This is a genomic window from Lactobacillus sp. MRS-253-APC-2B (assembly GCF_012843675.1).
Classification (GTDB): domain Bacteria; phylum Bacillota; class Bacilli; order Lactobacillales; family Lactobacillaceae; genus Limosilactobacillus; species Limosilactobacillus pulli.
Genome location: NZ_JABAFO010000014.1, coordinates 29,839 through 47,633, shown reverse-complemented (window position 1 = coordinate 47,633; position 17,795 = coordinate 29,839). Strand labels below are relative to the sequence as shown.

The window sequence follows — 17,795 nt, the reverse complement described above, 5'->3', positions numbered from 1 at the left end:
TGTACGGTAACACCATTAAAGACCTTGATGGGTTTTTCTGTCCACTTAAATGTTCAACTTAAATTTTACAATCTGCCTATTAGAAAGAATTAATTAACGACCCTTTTCAAAAATGAAATTTCGTTTACTGCTTTTACTAATTAAAGTATAAATCTACTTAGCGCTTTCAACAACACGAACTTAGTTAAATCTGTAGCATATTATTAATATATCTAATACAAATTTAGCGAATTGTTTCAAAAAAGTGTTTTTCTTGTCAATATGTGTTCGGCTAATTGTAATTTTGACAATCGCTGTTTTTTTATCGTTCATATTAAATTAAGGCTTTTTAATCAATTTGGTTCGTTCCATTTATAAAAATACATCGCTCCATAATTCAAGCTTGGGTGTGATCAATTAAAAACCGGTCGCTTGCTCAGCTTTTGATCATTATCAAGACAAACCATCACCTGATCAATCATGGGCAGTCTCGCTTTTCAACTCAGCCTATCAAAACACAGCCGCAGGAACTATCAGTGTTTTTGAAAGCGGTTGCATTTAATGGTAATAAAAAAACCCGAGCATAACTCGGGCACCTGTAATGCAAATCTCTGTAGGCCATGTTTTGTCGTAACATTGTCACCAGGTCATAACAACGTCGAGGCAATCATCTATCTCAGAGTAAAAACTCTCCCCTGGAATCGCTTCAATTCGCTATCCAAAGCTCCCCTACCGTAGTTTGGGTTTACCGCTTGAGGGGTTTACCGCGTTCCACCAGCACTGTTTCCAATACTGCTTCGTCACTGTGGCACTTTTCAGGGATACTGGGGCATAGCTTACGCCTTAGCCGGTTTTCCCGCCGTCACCGATCAGATCGGTGCCCCGCCTTATTTTTTCAGCGAGCACAAACACTACAGACATCTCAGTCTGTGCGAGCATGGACCTTCCTGACATGATGCATGATCATGCCCGATCGCCCAAGACCTGCATTATTTAAATCAATTTTATTTGCGGACTAGAGCAAATGAGAATCATCACGGTCGTTGCTGTTCAATTGAGAACCAAACACCCGCCGTTCCAGATTCGAAAGCCGCTTCAAGATGTCCATGTTGGTTGCATTTGAAACGGGCTGTGAGCTTGCCGAACGTGGCATGGACGAACCAACCTCCACTTGACGGTTAAGCTCATCGACCTTAGCCTTCAGACGATCGTTTTCATCTTGAAGACGTGCGATTTCTTTATTAAAAGTGTCGTAGTCCTTGATAACATCATCGAGGAAAGAATCAACATCGGAAACGTCGTAGCCTTTACCGATGCTCTTTTCTTTGAACTGTTTTTGCAGGATATCCTGCGGGGTAAACTTAATGCCATCCAACTTAAACACCTCATTGCTTAATTAATCCGTAACACATTAGTTAATTCTACCAGACTCAAAAAATTTTTCAAGAGCCAATTTTGCTTTTTATGCTTCACTGTTCTCGCGCAGTCGTTCACTGTATTCTTCAGCGGCTTCCTGCAGCTCATCAAAGTCAATCATTCGCAATGCATAGTCTTTGTTTTGTTCCCGGTAGCGATTGATCGCGCGCCAGTCCCAGATCGTTTTTCCCTCACGCTCGGGGTCATAGATCAATAGGGCGCTGTCTGTATAATAAAGCATAAAATTCTGGTACGCACGCAATTGCTCAGGTGATTCATACTTTTTTTTGCTAACCTTGCCGACAAAATCAACCTGCGACTTGACAGCTGCCAATCTAGCCTGATTATTTTCGTTCCAGCGAATTGAAAAATCGGCGTAAGGTTCCATCAAGGCAATTTTTAGCTGGGGAAAATCGCTTTGCAACATCAGTGCGCTTTCGATGCTCCAACGTTCAACGCCCATCTGCGGTCCAGTAATCAACCAAAATTCTTCGGTCGTATTCTCAAGTTGCCTGCGCAGCTCTTTTTGTAGGACCGCTTTGATCACAGCTACCTTGGGATCCTTTTGCTCGTCAAAAACACCAAGCTCATATGCACGATAGCCTGTCGTCCACAATCTTTTCATTACAAAATTGATACCCCTTTCTAATTTTTTGAATGGATTTAACCGGTTTTTTTCGTACTCTGGTATAATAACACCTAGTTAAGGGAGGAAAAACTGATGAGCATTCATTATCCAAGTGGTCAAAAGCCGCTCGCTGTTCACGAACGAACGCAGCATCGATCCGTTGCACTGCATTCGACCTATGCTCAGCGTGGGATGTCATTGGAAGCTGAAATCAATGCCAGCAATCAGTATTACCTGGCAAACCATATTGCCGTGATTCATAAAAAACCGACACCAGTCCAGCTGGTTAAGGTCGACTATCCCAAGCGGAGCGCGGCCGTTATCAGAGAAGCCTACTTCAAGCAGCCTTCAACGACCGACTACAATGGTATCTATAAAGGATGGTACATTGATTTTGACGCCAAGGAAACCCGCAATAAAACTTCTTTTCCTTTAAAGAACTTTCATGAGCACCAAATTCGTCACATGCATGAGTGCGTTGACCAAGGTGGAATCTGCTTTGCTTTGATCAGATTCGTCGAACTCGATCAAATGTATGTATTGCCCGCTACCAGCCTGTTTGAGCATTGGCAAAAGCAGCTGCATGGTGGGCGCAAATCCATTCCCTTGACCGCTATTATTCAAGACGGCTATCCTGTCCAGTATGGTCTAAAGCCACGGCTGCATTACCTGGCTGCAGTTGATCAGCTGATTGCCGCCAAGAAGCAATAATTTTAAAGGAGTAAGCAATGAACAACCAAGCAAGGCCGAGTCGTGCCAGTCAGCGACCCGGCAAGAAAAAGGCTGGTCGCGGCAGCATCGTCAAGCGCGTGCTGCTGTGGATTTTAGGACTGTTCGTTCTCGCGGTCGTTGCTGGGGCATGCGTATTCTTCTATTATGCATCCAGCGCGCCCAAGATCAGTCGCAGTGAACTGGCCAGTCAGACTACCACCACGATTTATGACGCCAACAACAACGTCATCTCACGCTTAGGTGCACAAAAGCGTGAATATGCCTCCAACAGTGAGATCCCCAGCACTTTAAAGGACGCGGTCGTCGCGATTGAAGACCGTCGCTTCTACAAGCACCATGGGGTCGATCCAGTCCGCATCATGGGGGCTGCCGTAGCTGATATCACCCATCGTTCAAGCGGCATGCAAGGTGGGAGTACCTTAACCCAGCAGTTGGTCAAGCTTTCGGTATTCTCAACTTCAGATGCCGATCGGACGCTGAAGCGCAAGGCCCAAGAAGCGTGGCTGGCCATTAACGTTGAGCGCCATTTCTCCAAGTCCCAGATCCTAGGCTTTTATATCAATAAAGTCTACATGGGCAATGGGGTCTATGGTATGAAGACGGCTGCTCAATACTATTATGGCAAGGATCTAAATGAACTTAGTTTGGCACAGTTGGCAATGCTGGCGGGGATTCCACAGTCGCCAACCTACTACAACCCAACAACCGGCAATACCAAGTACGCAACGCAACGACGCAATCAGGTGCTGGATGCAATGGTGCGCAGCAAGTACATTTCACAAAGTCAGGCCGATGCCGCTAAGAAAGTCAGCATCAAAGACGGTCTTGACCCTGATCATGGCAACACGTCCGATAATTCCGTCCAGGTCAAGGAAAAAGTAGTTGATTCCTATGTCAAGGAAGTTCTGTCGCAGCTGGAGGCTAAGGGATACAACCCTTACACGGACGGCTTAAAGGTGCACACCAATCTTGACTTGAGCGCCCAAAAGCACCTGTACAATGCCGCTAACAACTCGGTAGCCTTCCAAAGCGACAAGATGCAGACTGGGGTTGCCGTCGTTGATCCAAACAATGGTCAGATCATCGCAATGCTGGGGGGCCGCAAGACCGGCAACGTCGTCTACGGTCTTAACCGTGCCGTTCAGACTGACCGTTCCTCTGGTTCGACTGTGAAGCCTTTGATGGACTACGGCCCAGCTATCCAATATCTCAAGTGGCCAACCTATAAGTCCGTCGAAGATACCAAGTTTGTCTACCCTGGTACCAACAAGGTTCTGCACGACTTTGACAATCAATACAAGGGTACGATGACAATGCGCGAGGCTCTGGTTCAATCCAGAAACGTTCCTGCCATTCGAACGCTGCAAACAGTCGGCATCTCGCGAGCTACCAAGTTCCTCAAAGGTGTGGGTATTTCGCAATCCAAAGCCTACACGCTGCAAAACGGGATTGGCATCTATGTATCGCCACTGCAGATCGCTGCTGCCTACGCGGCCTTTGCCAACGGCGGTACCTACTACAAGCCATACTACATCAACTCAATCACTACGCAGGATGGTAATACCATTACCTACTCGCCAAGCGGCAAGCGGGCTATGAGCAAAGCGACCGCCTACATGATCACTGACATGCTCAAAGGCGTCTTTACCGGTCAAGGGAGTGCCACTAAGGCTAACCTTTCTGGCGTCTACCAAGCCGGCAAGACCGGTTCGACGGACTACCCAACCACTAGCCATCCCGATGGTGAAATGGACTCATGGATGGCCGGCTACACTAAGAACTACTCAATTGCAATCTGGACTGGCTATGATCACCCAATGCAGGCCGGCAGCGGGATTACCAAAGCCTACCAAAACACGGCCCAGCTGCTCTACAAGAATCTGATGCAGTATCTTGACAGTAAGAATCACGCCACCAACTGGTCAATGCCAAGCACGGTTGAAGCCGTTACGGTAAACGGTACTCGTCAGCTGGTTATTAAAGATTCTAAATGGGCTCTAGGCGTAACCAGCAGCTCGGCCTTGTCATCCAGCTCCAGCAGTTCTGCTAGTTCCAGTTCTCATTCCAAATCTGAATCTTCAGCATCTGATTCGAGTTCGGAATCCAGACCTTCCAGCTCCAGTTCCAGCGCTGCTAGTTCTTCTAGCGAAAGCTCATCAAGTGCTGCCAGTGCAGCTAGCTCAGCACCGGCAGCATCAAGCTCTGCTTCCCAGCAGCAACAGCCGGCTCAACAGCCAGCTGCCACTGGACAGTAATATTTAACTTCTGAACAAACTAAAAGGCGATCAGCTTCATTGCGAGCTGATCGCCTTTTTTATTACTAATAATGCAGATCATAGTCTTTTTCAATGTACCCCTTGCGCCGACCATTTTGCAAAATGTAGATGGCCAAGATCACCAAGACGATGCCGGCAATCTCAATCCAGTTCATCCATTCTTTAAAGAAAATTACGCTTAAAATGGCAGTTACAATTGGCTGAAGCGCGTCCATGATGCTAACCACATCTGATGGCGCAAACTTGGTTGCATGCATCAGCATCCCAAATGGAATGATCGTCCCAAACAAGACGACTGTTGAAACCGAAGCCACCAGCGTCACGGTAACGTGTGGCGGGTTAACCCAAAATGGCTGATACAGATTAAACAATAAGCCGGCAATAGCGGTTCCCCATCCTAGAACAATCAGTGGCGAATTCTCCTCAGCGGCTTTTTGCGGCAATACAACGTAAAAGGCTGCCGTGATGCCAGAGCCCAGTCCCCATAAAAACGAGTTCATTGGAATGGCTAAGTGACCAAAATTCCCTTTGGTCAGACATAAAAAGACGCCCACCATGGCAATAACAAACGACAGTAAGTCGCTTTTTAATGGTCGGGCACGCTGAAAGATCCAACCACCAAAAACAATAAATAACGGTGACAGATACTGCAGGATGGTTGCCATTGACGCATTCCCAGTTTGGACGGAGTAATAAAACGTATAAAGGTTAGCCATCAAGCCAAAGATCGCATAGCTAAACAGCGAAATTACTGATGGCCAAGACTTAAAGACGTTAAAAATCTTACCACGATAAAGAATGGCGCTGATAACCAGCAAAATGATCCCGGCTGCCGAGGTTCGCATCGAAAGCATCCAATGTGCTGGAATGGCAAGATTTTGCGAGATCAGCTGCAGAACCGTACCGGAGACACCCCAGCTGATGGAGGCGGTTCCTGCCCACAGCATTCCTTTAACGACATTTTTTTGTTTACTCATAATAAAGATCCCATCTATTAATTATTTCAAATCACAATAAAAAATATTTTATCATTTTTGCATAAATTCTTCCGGTAAAATGCTTTTTTCAGCTTAAAAAAACCGTTCATGAAAGTTTCATGGACGGTTTGCTTAATTTTATTAAGTTTAAAAGAAGCTCTTAACCCAATCGATAAACTTGGCAATCCAGCTTTGGGCTTCTTTGACTGTTTCCTTACCAGCCTTGCTGTTGGCCCAGTTCTTGGCCTTATTCATCAGGTTGCCAGTAGAGTTCTTAACGTTGTTGATCGTGTTGGTAACATTGGTAACGTAGGTCTTGCTTGACGAGATTGGCGAGTTTTGGAAGTTGACCAGCGCACTGGCAATCTTTTCTTGCTGCGTCGTTGTCGTCTGATCGGCAATTCCCCGTTTTTCCAGTGCCTTGTTCAGCATTTCCTGAATATCAGCCTTGGTTGCCAGCTCACCACTGCTTTGTTTTTGCTGGGCAATCTGCTTGGATGTATCACCGACTGCAGCCATCAGCTTGCCTGGATAAGACGAATCATCCTTGTTGGCATCAATGGCCGACTGAGTTGCATCCAGCACGGAGTTGGCAGCTGCCGTATTTTGACTGTTTAATTGATGACCATCAGCTTCAAAAGCCTTGTAGACCCCTGTCAGAGCCGATTCACCAGAGACGGCCCGATTAGCAGTAACGACAATCGTAATGTCGGTTACCCCAGCCATTTGCGCAACCATCGCGTATTGCTGAGCCGTAACCTCGGTAATATTGCTTTGGCCATCGTATTTCTTAATATTGACCTTGACCCCACTGCCCGGATCAGTTGGTGCAATTGCCACTGAACTGATCATCGCGGCATCGGTCGTCGTACCATTGCCGATATATTTAGCATAGTCGCTGGCCGTGGCCGTCAGTTTTTTAAATGATGAGTCAACACCCATCACAGAGTTTAACTGATCATAAACGCTTTGAGGCGCACCGGCACCATAAACCACGTAGGAATTACTCAAGGTGTGCGTTGCCGTAGAAGATGACGAGCTTGACTGCTCGGTCGTCGTGTCAGCGGATACGACTGCTGGAGCCGCCATCGTGGCCACACCAGCAAGCGTTACTGCCAGCATCAAGCCGGCCAGCATTTTAATTGGTTTGTTCATCTTTAGCAAACCGCCTTTCTGATTATTTACATCTGATATTATACCTTGATTGATTGCCTAAAAGCGCGTCCTTAGCCAAAACTTAAGTATGTCAACCACCATCGGCTAAAGTAGATGGCTTGTGAGCAGACACCCCAATATTGAGTGTCTGAACCATAATTTGCATAGATACGGACGATTTACTCAAACAGCCACAGTCGCTTGAGCAGTGATCATCTAATTACCAATGCCTTTTATGTCCCCAGGTTGCCATAGGGACAATATATCTCAATAGTTGTTAGATAGTCAGTCTTATAATGCTGTAATCGCTCACTTTGGTTCTTAGTGATGCAGTTACTAAGTCAATTACTATCTATAAGTATTATATCATAGTATGCCTATCCATCCCATGACTAAAGTCACGGGATGGACAGGCATAATTAAAATCAAGAATTCTAAGATATCTAAATTGGTGCCGATTTGATTTTTTGACATGTTTTTGGGGATTTGGTCTAGTCATCAGGCAGCTTAAAAATCGGAATATTGGGAATCGGTCGTTTTGACTGATGTCCTTGCTGGATCTGGCGACTTTGGTAGCGTTGCTTATCCTGCTCAACTTCTTGAGGCGTCTTGAGATTATTTTTACGCCAGTTCAGCAGAATCGAGTCCATGTAGCGGAATCGCAAAGAGCCGTTGACGACTGCTTCTTTAAGCGCCAGTCGTACCATTTCAAGATCATAGTGATCCTTATCCAGCCAGTCATTAACATAGGTAATCTCCATTGGCGTCAGCGGGCGGCCAAACTCACTTTCAATCTCTTTAAACAGCTTTTCACGTGCCGTAGCTTTTTTAACCGTCGTCTGCTGCGACTTGATCTGCCCATCGCGACCAACCAGGCGATTGATCATCGGCGAAAAGTCATAATAGGCCGTTTCCTTGCCTTCTTCATCCCGCTTCATTCGCTGGACCAGCAATTGATGTTCAGTCATCTGGTGAATCTGTTCATAAACGATGCGCTCATCGGTCTGCAGATTTTCCGCAATCCAGGTGATGCTTGGATTTTCAATACCCCGATCAATGTAGGACTTTAGTTCCAGATAAACCAGCAGCTCGCCACTGGTCATTCCAATCTCGCGGTAGTGATGAAGCAAAAGATTGCTGATTGACGTTTCGCCGGCCTGCAGATAGGAAAACAAAAAATCCTGCGCTGCCATAAGCATCCCCCTTTTTTATTCGTGCATGAACCATTTTAGAATAATCAAAGCCGGTTGTACAAGTCTCAAATTTGTGACACCAAATTGTTTTTCAAGCGCCTACCCTAAAAACCACTAAATCAAAAAGATCGATGACCAAACTGCCATCGATCTTTTATTGTTTGGTTTATCTGCTGACTATGGGTAGATCCGGTTCAGCAGACGAGGGAATGGGATAACCTCGCGCAGGTGTTCTTGCAGGCAGATCCAGGTCAAGAAACGTTCCAGACCCAGACCAAAGCCGCTGTGTGGCACCGTACCGTATTTGCGCAGGTCAAAGTACCATTGATAGTCGTCAATGTTTAGGCCTGCTTCTTTAGCTGACTCAACCAGCGTGTCATAGTTGGTTTCACGTTCCGATCCCCCGATAATCTCACCATAGCCTTCTGGAGCCAGCAAGTCGGCACAGACATAAACGTCGTCACGCGTTGGGTGGCCCTTCATGTAGAATGGCTTGATTGACTTAGGATAGTTCAAAACAAAGACCGGCTTGCTGAAGTGGTTGGCCAAGTAAGTTTCTTCTGGGGAACCAAAGTCATCGCCCCACTTAACGTCCATGCCGGCGTCTTGCAAAAGCTTGATTGCTTCATCATAGCTGATGCGTGGGTATGGCGTCTGCGTAAATGGTTCCAGCGTCTTAGGGTCACGACCAACGACTTCAAGTTCGCGGCTGCAGTCCTTGATTACGGCCTTGATCAGGTAGGCAACGTATTCTTCTTGCAGCTGCAGACTTTCTTCTTGATGCATAAAGGCCATTTCTGGTTCAATCATCCAAAATTCGATCAGGTGACGGCGCGTCTTGGACTTTTCGGCACGGAAGACCGGACCAAAACTGTAGACCTTGTCAAATGCCAGTGCGCCGGCTTCTTCATAAAGCTGACCAGATTGGGAAAGATAAGCGTCACGATCAAAGTACTTGGTCTTAAACAAATCGGTCGTACCTTCTGGAGCATTGGCCGTCAGAATTGGGGCATCGATCTTGGTAAAGCCATGTTCACCGAAGAATTCGTAGTTGGCGCGAATCACACGGTCACGAATCCGCATCAATGCATGAGGCTTGCTGGAGCGCAGCCACAGGTGACGGTGGTCAAACAAAAAGTCAACCCCGTGTTCCTTGTTGCCGATTGGATAGTCAACGCTTTGACCAATCAGTTCGATGTCTTCGATTTGGATCTCGTAGCCAAACTTGGAACGGGCATCCTCATGAATCTCACCCGTAACCCAGAAGCTGCTTTCTTGGCGCAGCTCATGACGGGCCATGTCAAATACTTCTGGCGTTACGTCGTTTTTCCGCAAAATGCCTTGGAAAAATGCCGTCCCGTCACGCAGCTGCAGAAAAGCGATCTTACCACTGGAACGCTTGTCAGTCAGCCAGACACCGATTTTTACGCGTTCATTGACGTGTTTTGGTGCATCAATAATGTTGATGATTTCCACAAAAAATTCCTCCAAACAATGTAACTATAAATTGTTGATCTGTTGCACAAAGCTGCCCGTCTTAAAGTTGATCAGGTCATAGCAGAGATTACCCTTTTGATTAAGGTAGGTAACTTCCCAGACTACCTTGTCGTTAAAGATCCCCGGTACGGCCTTGAGCACTTTTTTAGGATGCTCATTGCTCTTAACCTGGGCAAGTGCCTGCTGTTCGGTTAATCCCGTGCTTTGCTTGACGATCCGTACTGAGCCGTTTTTCTGCGGCACGATGACCAAAATCTTTTGGCCCTTGTTGTTTTTGCCCGCAACCGTGTAATAGGTATTCTCGCGATTGTAGATGTAAAAACCGGTCCGGGTCTTTAAATTGGCATAGCGCTTGGCAATTGAGGTTGCCTGCCTTTCCGCCTCAGCCTTGGGATGATTACCGACAGCATAGATGCTCCAGCCAACCAAAAAAATTAGGATAATCAGAATCAGCAGATCACGAATCACCCGCTTCGATGCTCCACGACTGCGTTCTCTTTGTACCTCGCGGCGACTTTGCATAGCGGCCTTCCTTCCTAATTCAATTCAGTATCTCTTGCATTATAACAAAATCTATTGGCGCTGCGTGGCTCGTTCATGGTTTTTTAAGAATTTTTTTGTTTCTTCGATCACTGCAGCGGTCTCAATCTCAGCTACGGGCATCATCTCTGGCAATGCATGCAGAATCGTCTTGCCATAGCGCCGCTCACTCAAGCGTGGATCCAAGACGACGGCCACGCCATAGTCATCCGGCGTCCGTAGCAGCCGACCGATTCCTTGGCGCATCCGCATCGTCGCCTTGGGCAGCTCCAAGTGATAGAACGGGTTGATGCCTTTTTCCTTAAGAAGACTGCTTTGGGCACGATTAAGGATTTCTTGAGGCGAATCAAACGGCAATCTGGTAATAATCAAAAGCTGCAGCTGACTATTTGGCAAGTCAATTCCTTCCCAAAAACTGGCTGCTCCCAACAAGACCGAATTTTCACCAGTGGCAAATTGTTTCAAGAGCTTTTCGCGATTGCCGGTAATCCCTTGGGCCAAAATGTCGCGCTGATTAAACAGATCCGTGCTGCGCAGCTGACTGTAGACTTGTTCGACCGTTACCAGTGAATTAAACAGGATCATGGTCTGGCACTGAGTCTCATTGGCCAAGCGGTAGATGGTCTGGCTAAGATAATGAATATATTCGCTGTTATCGGCATCGGCAGGCATTGGCGCATCCTTGGCAATCAACAGCCGGCTGTTTTGCTGATAGTTGAACGGCGACTTGAAGTGCTTGACCTTAACGTCATCACGATTCAGATCCAGCTGCTGATATAGATAATTGGAACGCTTGGACGTAAACAGCGTTGCCCCAACAAACAATGCTGGCTGAAAGTATGGATAAACCTGCTCGCTTAAATAGTGACTGGCGCTTAAAAGTCCGCCACTGAGTTTCATCGTGCTGCGCTCATGCGACTGTTGCACCGTCAACCAGAAAACGGCTGCCGTGCTGTTTTGATCCAGTACCCGCACGTATTCATGCAGCACCTCATCAGCTACATTTAAGGCAGCTAACTGCGTGGCAAACTGACTCATCAAATAACGATCACTGACCAGCCAACTGTCACTGCGCGAGTCAAAAAGATGGGCAAGCGCCGAGAAATGCAGCTGCACGCTGGCCAATGCCTGCTCAAGATTCATCATAACCGGACCAGCTGCATCCAAAAGCGCATACAGTCGCTCATTGCTGATAACCTGCTCGATGATTTGATCATCCTCACCAACAGAGTTCATCATAAAACTGCGATAGAGTGCCTCTTGGAAGTCCAGAATTGATTGATCAAGCTGCTGCAGATCACCTTGAAGCAGCTCAACGTTATAGCTGCCCAATGGCAATTGTGCAAAAACATCAATCAAATTACGATCGCTGCCCTCTTTAACCAGGCTTTCCAAAACATGCGCTGCCGTTGTTAAACGCTGAAAGTCCACGGTTTGCCGTGCCTTTTTCAAGATGCTGCTGCTCAGATGCTGGGCCTCGTCAACCACTAGATATGGCTGCAGCGTTCCTTGGCTGAACTCGGCTGCATGGGCGGCTAAATAGGCATGGTTGGTAATTATAACCGTTGCATGCTGCAGCTGGCGGTTGCGTCGTACCAAAAAATCATCTTTAATGAACGGATTATCCGGATTCAAGGTTCTCAGCCCATGATGGCGAATCTCTGTAAAATAAGGCGACTGCTGCGCATTTAAGTTCAATTCATCCATATCGCCACTGGTTGTCTGCAAAAGCCATACTAAAATCCGAGCCTTAAGCAACTGAACGAGTTTGGAGTCCTCAACAATACTCAGCGAATGGGCAAACTTAGCCAGGTCCAGATAATGATCGTTGCCTTTTACGACCACGCTGGCAACCGTAAATGGCAAAATTGCATTAAGCTGGGGCATTGACTTTTGTGTAATCTGCTGCAGCTGGAGATTGGTTGCCGTTGAAACAACTACCTGCCGATCCGGATAAGCCTGATAGACCATCGGCAATAGATACCCTAAAGTCTTCCCTACCCCAGTACCAGCCTCGATGATCATCGGCTTTTGCGAGTCGTGAGCATAATGATTATAGATGCTGTTCATCATCTTGGACTGGGCAACCCGAAACTGCAGATGATTGCCAAACATTTTCTCTTTGGCCTTTTTGGTTACCGGGTAGCTATTCTTGTCTCGTGCCAATGGCGTTGCTGCCGGCCGTGATTTATGAAGCACCAAGCCGTTGGCAACGTATAGATCGCTGCTGAGTGGTTGAGGATGGTGACGCCTTTTTTCCAGCTCTTGGTCAAAAATCATTGCAGTCTGCTTTGGCAATTGCAGCTTCATTTTAACCAAACTGTTTAAGGTCAAGGTTGGCAGCTTATGAGCCTTTTTCAAAAGATCGATCAAAAGCACTGCCGTAGCCTCGGCATCGCTAGCGGCACTGTGCGGCTGATCGTGTTCAATCTCAAGATAGGTACTCAAATCGCGCAGCCGAAAGCTTTTGGCAGTCGGCAGCAGAATCTGAGCCAGCGTCACCGTATCAATAGCCGGGATTGCCAAAGCATGATGCCCGGCACGCTCAAATTCGGCATTTAAAAACGGAAAATCAAAATTGACGTTATGCGCGACAAAAATCGTATCGCTCAGCAGGCTCTCCAACGTATCTGCTACGTCATCAAACCACGGTGCATCGTGCACGTCGGCATTGGTAATCCCCGTCAGCTGTTCGATGGTGTGGGGAATCTTGGTTCGTGGATTGATTTTGGTTTCAAACTGATTGATAATCTGGCCTGCCTGAACCAGCACGCAGCCAATCTGGATAATCCGATCGCCATGCTTGACACTGGTACCGGTAGTTTCCAAGTCAACGACCGAATAGATCGGCTCGCGCGTGTTTGACTGTTTTTTCACTTGTCTTCACCGTGCTTCGTTATATTTCTCACCACCATAATACTATTCATTTGTCATCTTGACCATTGTCGCATGTTTGAATCATTGCCAAAAATTCGTAAGAAGTCTAAAATTATTAACGTTTTTGCCAGATTATGTTTAAGAAAATATAAAATTCTTTCAGCCATCCCTAGATTAGGTTAAGATGGATAGAGAAACATTTTTGAAGAAAGTAGGTTTCAGATTGAAACAGCAAGGTATTGGGGAAAGTCACGCCAAGATCATCTTGATTGGCGAACACAGCGTTGTCTATGGTCAGCCGGCAATCGCACTGCCACTGCCCAACGTCCAACTTAAGGCAACGCTCACTGCTGATGCAACAACATCAAGTCATGTTGTCAAAAGCAGTTGGGCCCAAGGAAATTTAACCAGTCTGCCCGAATCCATGGCAGGCATTCAAAAATTAATCAGCACCCTGATGGAACGTTTCGATGGTCAAGACGATGGCTGGACTCTGGAGATCGAGAGCATGCTGCCAAGTGAACGCGGCATGGGATCTTCGGCCGCCACTGCCATTGCCATCGTACGGGCCTTTTTTGATTTATACGAGGTACCATTGGATCGTCAGACGTTACTGAAACTGGCTGATGTTGAAGAACAGATCACCCATCGCAGTCCCAGCGGTTTGGATGCGGCTACGACCAGCTCTGATCAGCCAATCTATTTTGTCAAGGGACAGCCCGGCCAGCCAATTGAGCTCAACTTGCATGCTACGATGGTCATTGCCGATACTGGTGTCAAAGGTGCCACCAAAGAAGCCATTATGGCGGTCAGAGAATTGCTGGCTACCGAACCGCAGACGACGCAGAATCGCTTAGAACACCTGGGACAGTTGACAAAACGTACTCAGCAGCTGCTAAGCAGAGATGATGCCGATGAACTGGGAAGAGTCTTGAACCTGGCTCAAGATGAACTTTCTGAGCTCAACGTCAGCGATGAGTCGCTTGACCATCTGATTCGCATCGCGCGGCAAAACGGTGCTCTTGGTGCTAAACTCACTGGTGGTGGTCGTGGTGGCTGTATGTTTGCTCTAACCAAAACTGCCCTGGGTGCGCGCAGGCTGGCCGGGATTCTAAAGGATCATGGCGCCGTTGCAACCTGGATTCAGCCACTGGCAAAGGGGGATGAAGAATGACAAGTGCCACTGCCCGTGCGCATACCAACATCGCATTGGTCAAATACTGGGGAAAACGCGATAGTGAGCTGATGCTGCCGCAAACCGACAGTCTCTCATTGACCCTGAGCGAATTTTATGCCGATACAAGAGTTGAATTTTCCAATCGTCTGGACCACGATGAGCTGATCATTGATGGTCAAGGTATTAATGGCAAAGGACTTAAAAAAGTACAAAAAGTCTTGGACCTGGTTCGAAAAATGAGTCATATCGATCTGGCAGCGCGTGTCGAATCAGAAAACCATGTTCCTATGGCAGCCGGTCTGGCCAGTTCAGCTTCAGCCTTTGCTGCCTTGGCCACGGCCGCCAGTACTGCTGCTGGTTTAAACATGTCGCGCCGTGATCTGTCACGGCTGGCCCGGCGCGGATCTGGCTCAGCCACGCGCTCAATTTTTGGAGGACTGGTTGAATGGCATCGCGGCATCGATGATCTGACCTCATATGCAGAGCCCATCATGGAAGAAGTTGATTTTCCAATTGAAATGATGGCAATCTTATTAAATACCGAGCAAAAAAAGGTTTCCAGCACGCTGGGCATGCAGCATGTCGTTGAAACCTCCCCTTACTATCCAGCCTGGCGAGAAGTCGTGGCAGCTGATATGCAAAAGATCAAGCAAGCCATTGACAAGCACGACATCAATGAGATTGGCCATATTGCTCAAACCAACGCGCTGCGCATGCATGCATTGAATCTGGCAGCTGATCCTGGTTTTACATACTTCAATGATGCAACGCTCAAGGCTATGCATGTAGTTGATGACTTGCGCGCCAATGGTACAAACTGTTATTATACGATGGATGCGGGTCCGAACGTGAAAGTCATTTACGATCGGGCTGACCGTAATAAAATTCAAGCTGCCCTGTCCCCACTGTTCGGCGCCGACAATCTGATCGTGTCCCAGCCTGGACCAGGAACAGTCTTATTGGATCAAGAATAAACCAATATTGAGAGGAATATGGAAAATTGATTACTGCAAAAGCTCCTGGCAAACTTTATATTGCCGGTGAATATGCCGTCGTCGAAAATGGCTACCCAGCAATTCTGGTTGCATTAAACCAGTTTGTTACCTGTTCGATCAAAGTCAGTCCTGCCGATACGGGACGAATCATCAGCGAACAGTACCACGAAAACTCCCTGCTCTGGCGGCGGCAAGGCGATAAGATGGTCGTTGATCAGCGTGATAACCCATTTGCCTACATTCTTTCCGCCATCAGCGTCACCGAAGAATATGCGCGCAGTCTGGATCGTCAGCTGCAGATCTACGACATCTATATTGACAGTCAACTCGATTCGGCCAATGGCAAGAAATATGGTCTGGGCTCCTCAGCCGCGGTTACAGTTGCCACGGTCAAGGCACTGTGTCTTTTTTATGATCTGCCGGTTAACAAGGACAAACTCTTTAAGCTGGCTGCGATCGCTCATTTCGCTGTCCAAGGCAATGGCTCATTGGGGGATGTGGCAGCTTCGGTATATGGCGGTTGGATCGCGTACCACTCGTTTGATCGGCAGTGGCTGGCTGAACAGCGCCAATACCTGGATCTGCCGACGCTGTTGGAACTGCCATGGCCAGATCTAAAAATTGAATCACTGACTGCCCCAGCCAACCTGCAGCTTTTGATCGGCTGGACTGGCAGCCCGGCCTCAACTTCGCGGCTGGTCGACAAAATCTCTTTGTTTAAGGCCCGCCAGCAGGATAAGTATCACCATTTTCTGGAAGAAAGCAAGGCCTGCATTCAGCGCATGATCGAAGGCTTTCATCATGCTGATCTGGATGTAATCAAGCGTGAGATCCGCAAAAATCGCGATCTGTTGAAAAATCTGGGGGCCAATTCGGGCGTTCAGATTGAAACGCCGATTCTGCATGAACTGTGCCGAATTGCCGAGGATTTCGGTGGCGCGGCCAAGACTTCCGGTGCTGGCGGCGGCGACTGCGGCATCGTGGCGATTGATGGTCATGCCGATCTGGATGGTCTCTTAGCGGCTTGGCAGAATAAAAAAATCGAGCAGCTGCCATTAGCGGTACATTTTGTCGATTCAATTCGCCGCTACAAGCTAAAGATCAAATAGTCAAAATAATTCAGCTCGCGCGCCGCAGTTTCGTGACGCGCGAATTTTATGCACCCTACCAAGGAGGATTCTATGGAATCGCTGCAAGCGCAACGTAAAAATGAGCACGTCTCACTGGCCGAAAAGCTCTACCAGCAATCCCACGCCAGTCATCCCTTTGATCAGGTCCGACTGATTCACCACAGTCTGCCGGAAATGGCCCTGAGTCAGGTCGATCAAAAGGTCAGCCTAGGTAATCTGTCTTTGAATGCACCTTTTTATATTGAAGCCATGACCGGTGGCAGCAGGCAGACAGCCAAGATCAACGAGCGGCTGGCAATTTTGGCACACCGGCATGGCCTGGCAATGGCCACCGGATCTTTAAGCGTGGCCTTAAAGGATTCTAACGCCAGAGACTCATTTGCCATTGTCCGGGAAAAAATGCCGACTGAACCGGTAATTGCCAATGTTGGCGCCGGCGTCAACATTGACCAGGCAAAAGAAGCCATCAACATCCTAAATGCCGATGCGATCGAGATTCATCTAAATACTGCCCAAGAGCTGGTTATGCCGGAAGGAGATCGTGAATTTTTCTGGCATGACCGTATTAAACAGCTGGTTGATGGTCTCGGTGTCCCGGTTATCGTTAAAGAAGTCGGTTTTGGCATGGATAAAACAACAGTTGCTTTATTGCAAGACCTTGGCGTCAAATACATTAATGTCAGCGGGCGCGGTGGTACCAACTTTGCCGCGATCGAAAATCGACGCAATCATGAATTTGATCTTTCAATGCTCAACGATTGGGGACAAACAACGCCGGAATCGCTTTTGGAAGCTCGATCCGTTAAGCATCCAGATGTCGCAATTGTTGCTTCTGGCGGCATCACCTCCCCACTCGACGTCATCAAAGCTGGTGCGCTGGGGGCCAGTGCAGTTGGCGTGGCTGGCCATTTTCTGCACACGTTGCTGAATGAAGGCGACGATGCCCTTGACCGTGAGCTGACGATCTGGCAAGAAACCATCGCACGTCTGTTGACACTGCTGGGCTGTCATAATTTTGCCGAGCTGACTCAGGCCGAGGTGGTTTTAAGTCCTGAGTTGATCAGCTATGCAACTCAACGTGGCTTATAACCTAGTTACAAAATACTATTTTGACTTATTAGAATAAAAATCCCCTATTTAATTAACTATTTTTACCGGATATTTTCTTGAAAACGTTCACTTGCGCGACAAGTGGACGTTTTTTAAGTAATGACAATTCAACG

Annotated in this window: 14 protein-coding genes and 1 other RNA gene; 6 read left to right on the top strand and 9 right to left on the bottom strand. The window is 47.4% G+C overall.

Translation table 11 applies throughout. The annotated features are described in order from the left end of the window. Window positions 1–588: 588 nt before the first annotated feature. From rnpB to HF864_RS07415, 3 genes are all read right to left on the bottom strand, one after another. Window positions 589–964, bottom strand: an RNA gene (rnpB, locus tag HF864_RS07425) — RNase P RNA component class B. Between the two features lie 30 nt (window positions 965–994). Next, entirely contained in the window at window positions 995–1,354 is a 360-nt protein-coding gene (gpsB, locus tag HF864_RS07420) for a cell division regulator GpsB (RefSeq protein WP_205882323.1), read from the bottom strand. 87 nt (window positions 1,355–1,441) lie between these two features. Beyond that, window positions 1,442–2,020, bottom strand: a complete 579-nt coding sequence (locus HF864_RS07415) for a DUF1273 domain-containing protein (protein ID WP_169462356.1) — start codon at window positions 2,018–2,020, stop codon at window positions 1,442–1,444. A gap of 96 nt (window positions 2,021–2,116) precedes the next feature. Between HF864_RS07415 and recU the strand changes: the two genes are divergently transcribed. Together recU and HF864_RS07405 are read left to right on the top strand one after the other, a co-directional pair. Further along, a complete protein-coding gene (recU, locus tag HF864_RS07410) occupies window positions 2,117–2,734 on the top strand; it encodes a Holliday junction resolvase RecU (protein ID WP_169462355.1) in 618 nt (205 codons plus the stop codon). 17 nt (window positions 2,735–2,751) lie between these two features. After that, window positions 2,752–5,010, top strand: a complete 2,259-nt coding sequence (locus HF864_RS07405) for a PBP1A family penicillin-binding protein (protein WP_169462354.1) — start codon at window positions 2,752–2,754, stop codon at window positions 5,008–5,010. 65 nt (window positions 5,011–5,075) lie between these two features. On the opposite strand, the gene HF864_RS07400 is transcribed toward HF864_RS07405, so the two are convergent. The 6 genes from HF864_RS07400 to HF864_RS07375 form a co-directional block, all read right to left on the bottom strand. Further along, window positions 5,076–6,008 carry a DMT family transporter gene (locus HF864_RS07400; RefSeq protein WP_169462353.1) on the bottom strand — a complete coding sequence of 311 codons (933 nt, stop codon included), beginning with the start codon at window positions 6,006–6,008 and terminating at the stop codon, window positions 5,076–5,078. A gap of 147 nt (window positions 6,009–6,155) precedes the next feature. Beyond that, window positions 6,156–7,163 carry a DUF1002 domain-containing protein gene (locus HF864_RS07395; protein WP_169462352.1) on the bottom strand — a complete coding sequence of 336 codons (1,008 nt, stop codon included), beginning with the start codon at window positions 7,161–7,163 and terminating at the stop codon, window positions 6,156–6,158. Between the two features lie 491 nt (window positions 7,164–7,654). Beyond that, window positions 7,655–8,356, bottom strand: coding sequence for a DnaD domain protein (locus tag HF864_RS07390; RefSeq protein ID WP_169462351.1), 702 nt, complete (start codon window positions 8,354–8,356; stop codon window positions 7,655–7,657). Between the two features lie 177 nt (window positions 8,357–8,533). Beyond that, entirely contained in the window at window positions 8,534–9,832 is a 1,299-nt protein-coding gene (asnS, locus tag HF864_RS07385; protein ID WP_169462350.1) for an asparagine--tRNA ligase, read from the bottom strand. 24 nt (window positions 9,833–9,856) lie between these two features. Then, a complete protein-coding gene (locus HF864_RS07380; RefSeq protein WP_169462349.1) occupies window positions 9,857–10,375 on the bottom strand; it encodes a DUF5590 domain-containing protein in 519 nt (172 codons plus the stop codon). A 51-nt stretch (window positions 10,376–10,426) separates the two neighbouring features. Then, window positions 10,427–13,270: a helicase C-terminal domain-containing protein gene (locus HF864_RS07375; protein ID WP_169462348.1), complete on the bottom strand. Its 2,844-nt coding sequence runs from the start codon at window positions 13,268–13,270 to the stop codon at window positions 10,427–10,429. Between the two features lie 223 nt (window positions 13,271–13,493). Between HF864_RS07375 and mvk the strand changes: the two genes are divergently transcribed. The 4 genes from mvk (at window position 13,494) to fni (ending at window position 17,661) form a co-directional block, all read left to right on the top strand. Further along, entirely contained in the window at window positions 13,494–14,444 is a 951-nt protein-coding gene (gene mvk / locus HF864_RS07370; RefSeq protein ID WP_240936895.1) for a mevalonate kinase, read from the top strand. Next, complete coding sequence (gene mvaD, locus HF864_RS07365) at window positions 14,441–15,421, top strand: diphosphomevalonate decarboxylase (protein ID WP_169462346.1); 981 nt, start codon at window positions 14,441–14,443, stop codon at window positions 15,419–15,421. The genes mvk and mvaD overlap by 4 nt, the downstream gene beginning before the upstream one ends. A gap of 26 nt (window positions 15,422–15,447) precedes the next feature. Then, window positions 15,448–16,551: a phosphomevalonate kinase gene (locus HF864_RS07360; RefSeq protein ID WP_169462345.1), complete on the top strand. Its 1,104-nt coding sequence runs from the start codon at window positions 15,448–15,450 to the stop codon at window positions 16,549–16,551. 72 nt (window positions 16,552–16,623) lie between these two features. Further along, complete coding sequence (gene fni, locus HF864_RS07355; RefSeq protein WP_169462344.1) at window positions 16,624–17,661, top strand: type 2 isopentenyl-diphosphate Delta-isomerase; 1,038 nt, start codon at window positions 16,624–16,626, stop codon at window positions 17,659–17,661. Window positions 17,662–17,795: the final 134 nt, after the last annotated feature.

Bases quoted from the DNA above. Each gene is read 5' to 3' on its own strand.
- HF864_RS07395 (WP_169462352.1), bottom strand. From the start codon at position 7,163: ATGAACAAACCAATTAAAATGCTGGCCGGCTTGATGCTGGCAGTAACG.
- HF864_RS07380 (WP_169462349.1), bottom strand. From the start codon at position 10,375: ATGCAAAGTCGCCGCGAGGTACAAAGAGAACGCAGTCGTGGAGCATCG.
- HF864_RS07415 (WP_169462356.1), bottom strand. From the start codon at position 2,020: ATGAAAAGATTGTGGACGACAGGCTATCGTGCATATGAGCTTGGTGTT.
- fni (WP_169462344.1), top strand. From the start codon at position 16,624: ATGGAATCGCTGCAAGCGCAACGTAAAAATGAGCACGTCTCACTGGCC.
- mvaD (WP_169462346.1), top strand. From the start codon at position 14,441: ATGACAAGTGCCACTGCCCGTGCGCATACCAACATCGCATTGGTCAAA.
- HF864_RS07400 (WP_169462353.1), bottom strand. From the start codon at position 6,008: ATGAGTAAACAAAAAAATGTCGTTAAAGGAATGCTGTGGGCAGGAACC.
- HF864_RS07390 (WP_169462351.1), bottom strand. From the start codon at position 8,356: ATGGCAGCGCAGGATTTTTTGTTTTCCTATCTGCAGGCCGGCGAAACG.
- recU (WP_169462355.1), top strand. From the start codon at position 2,117: ATGAGCATTCATTATCCAAGTGGTCAAAAGCCGCTCGCTGTTCACGAA.
- HF864_RS07405 (WP_169462354.1), top strand. From the start codon at position 2,752: ATGAACAACCAAGCAAGGCCGAGTCGTGCCAGTCAGCGACCCGGCAAG.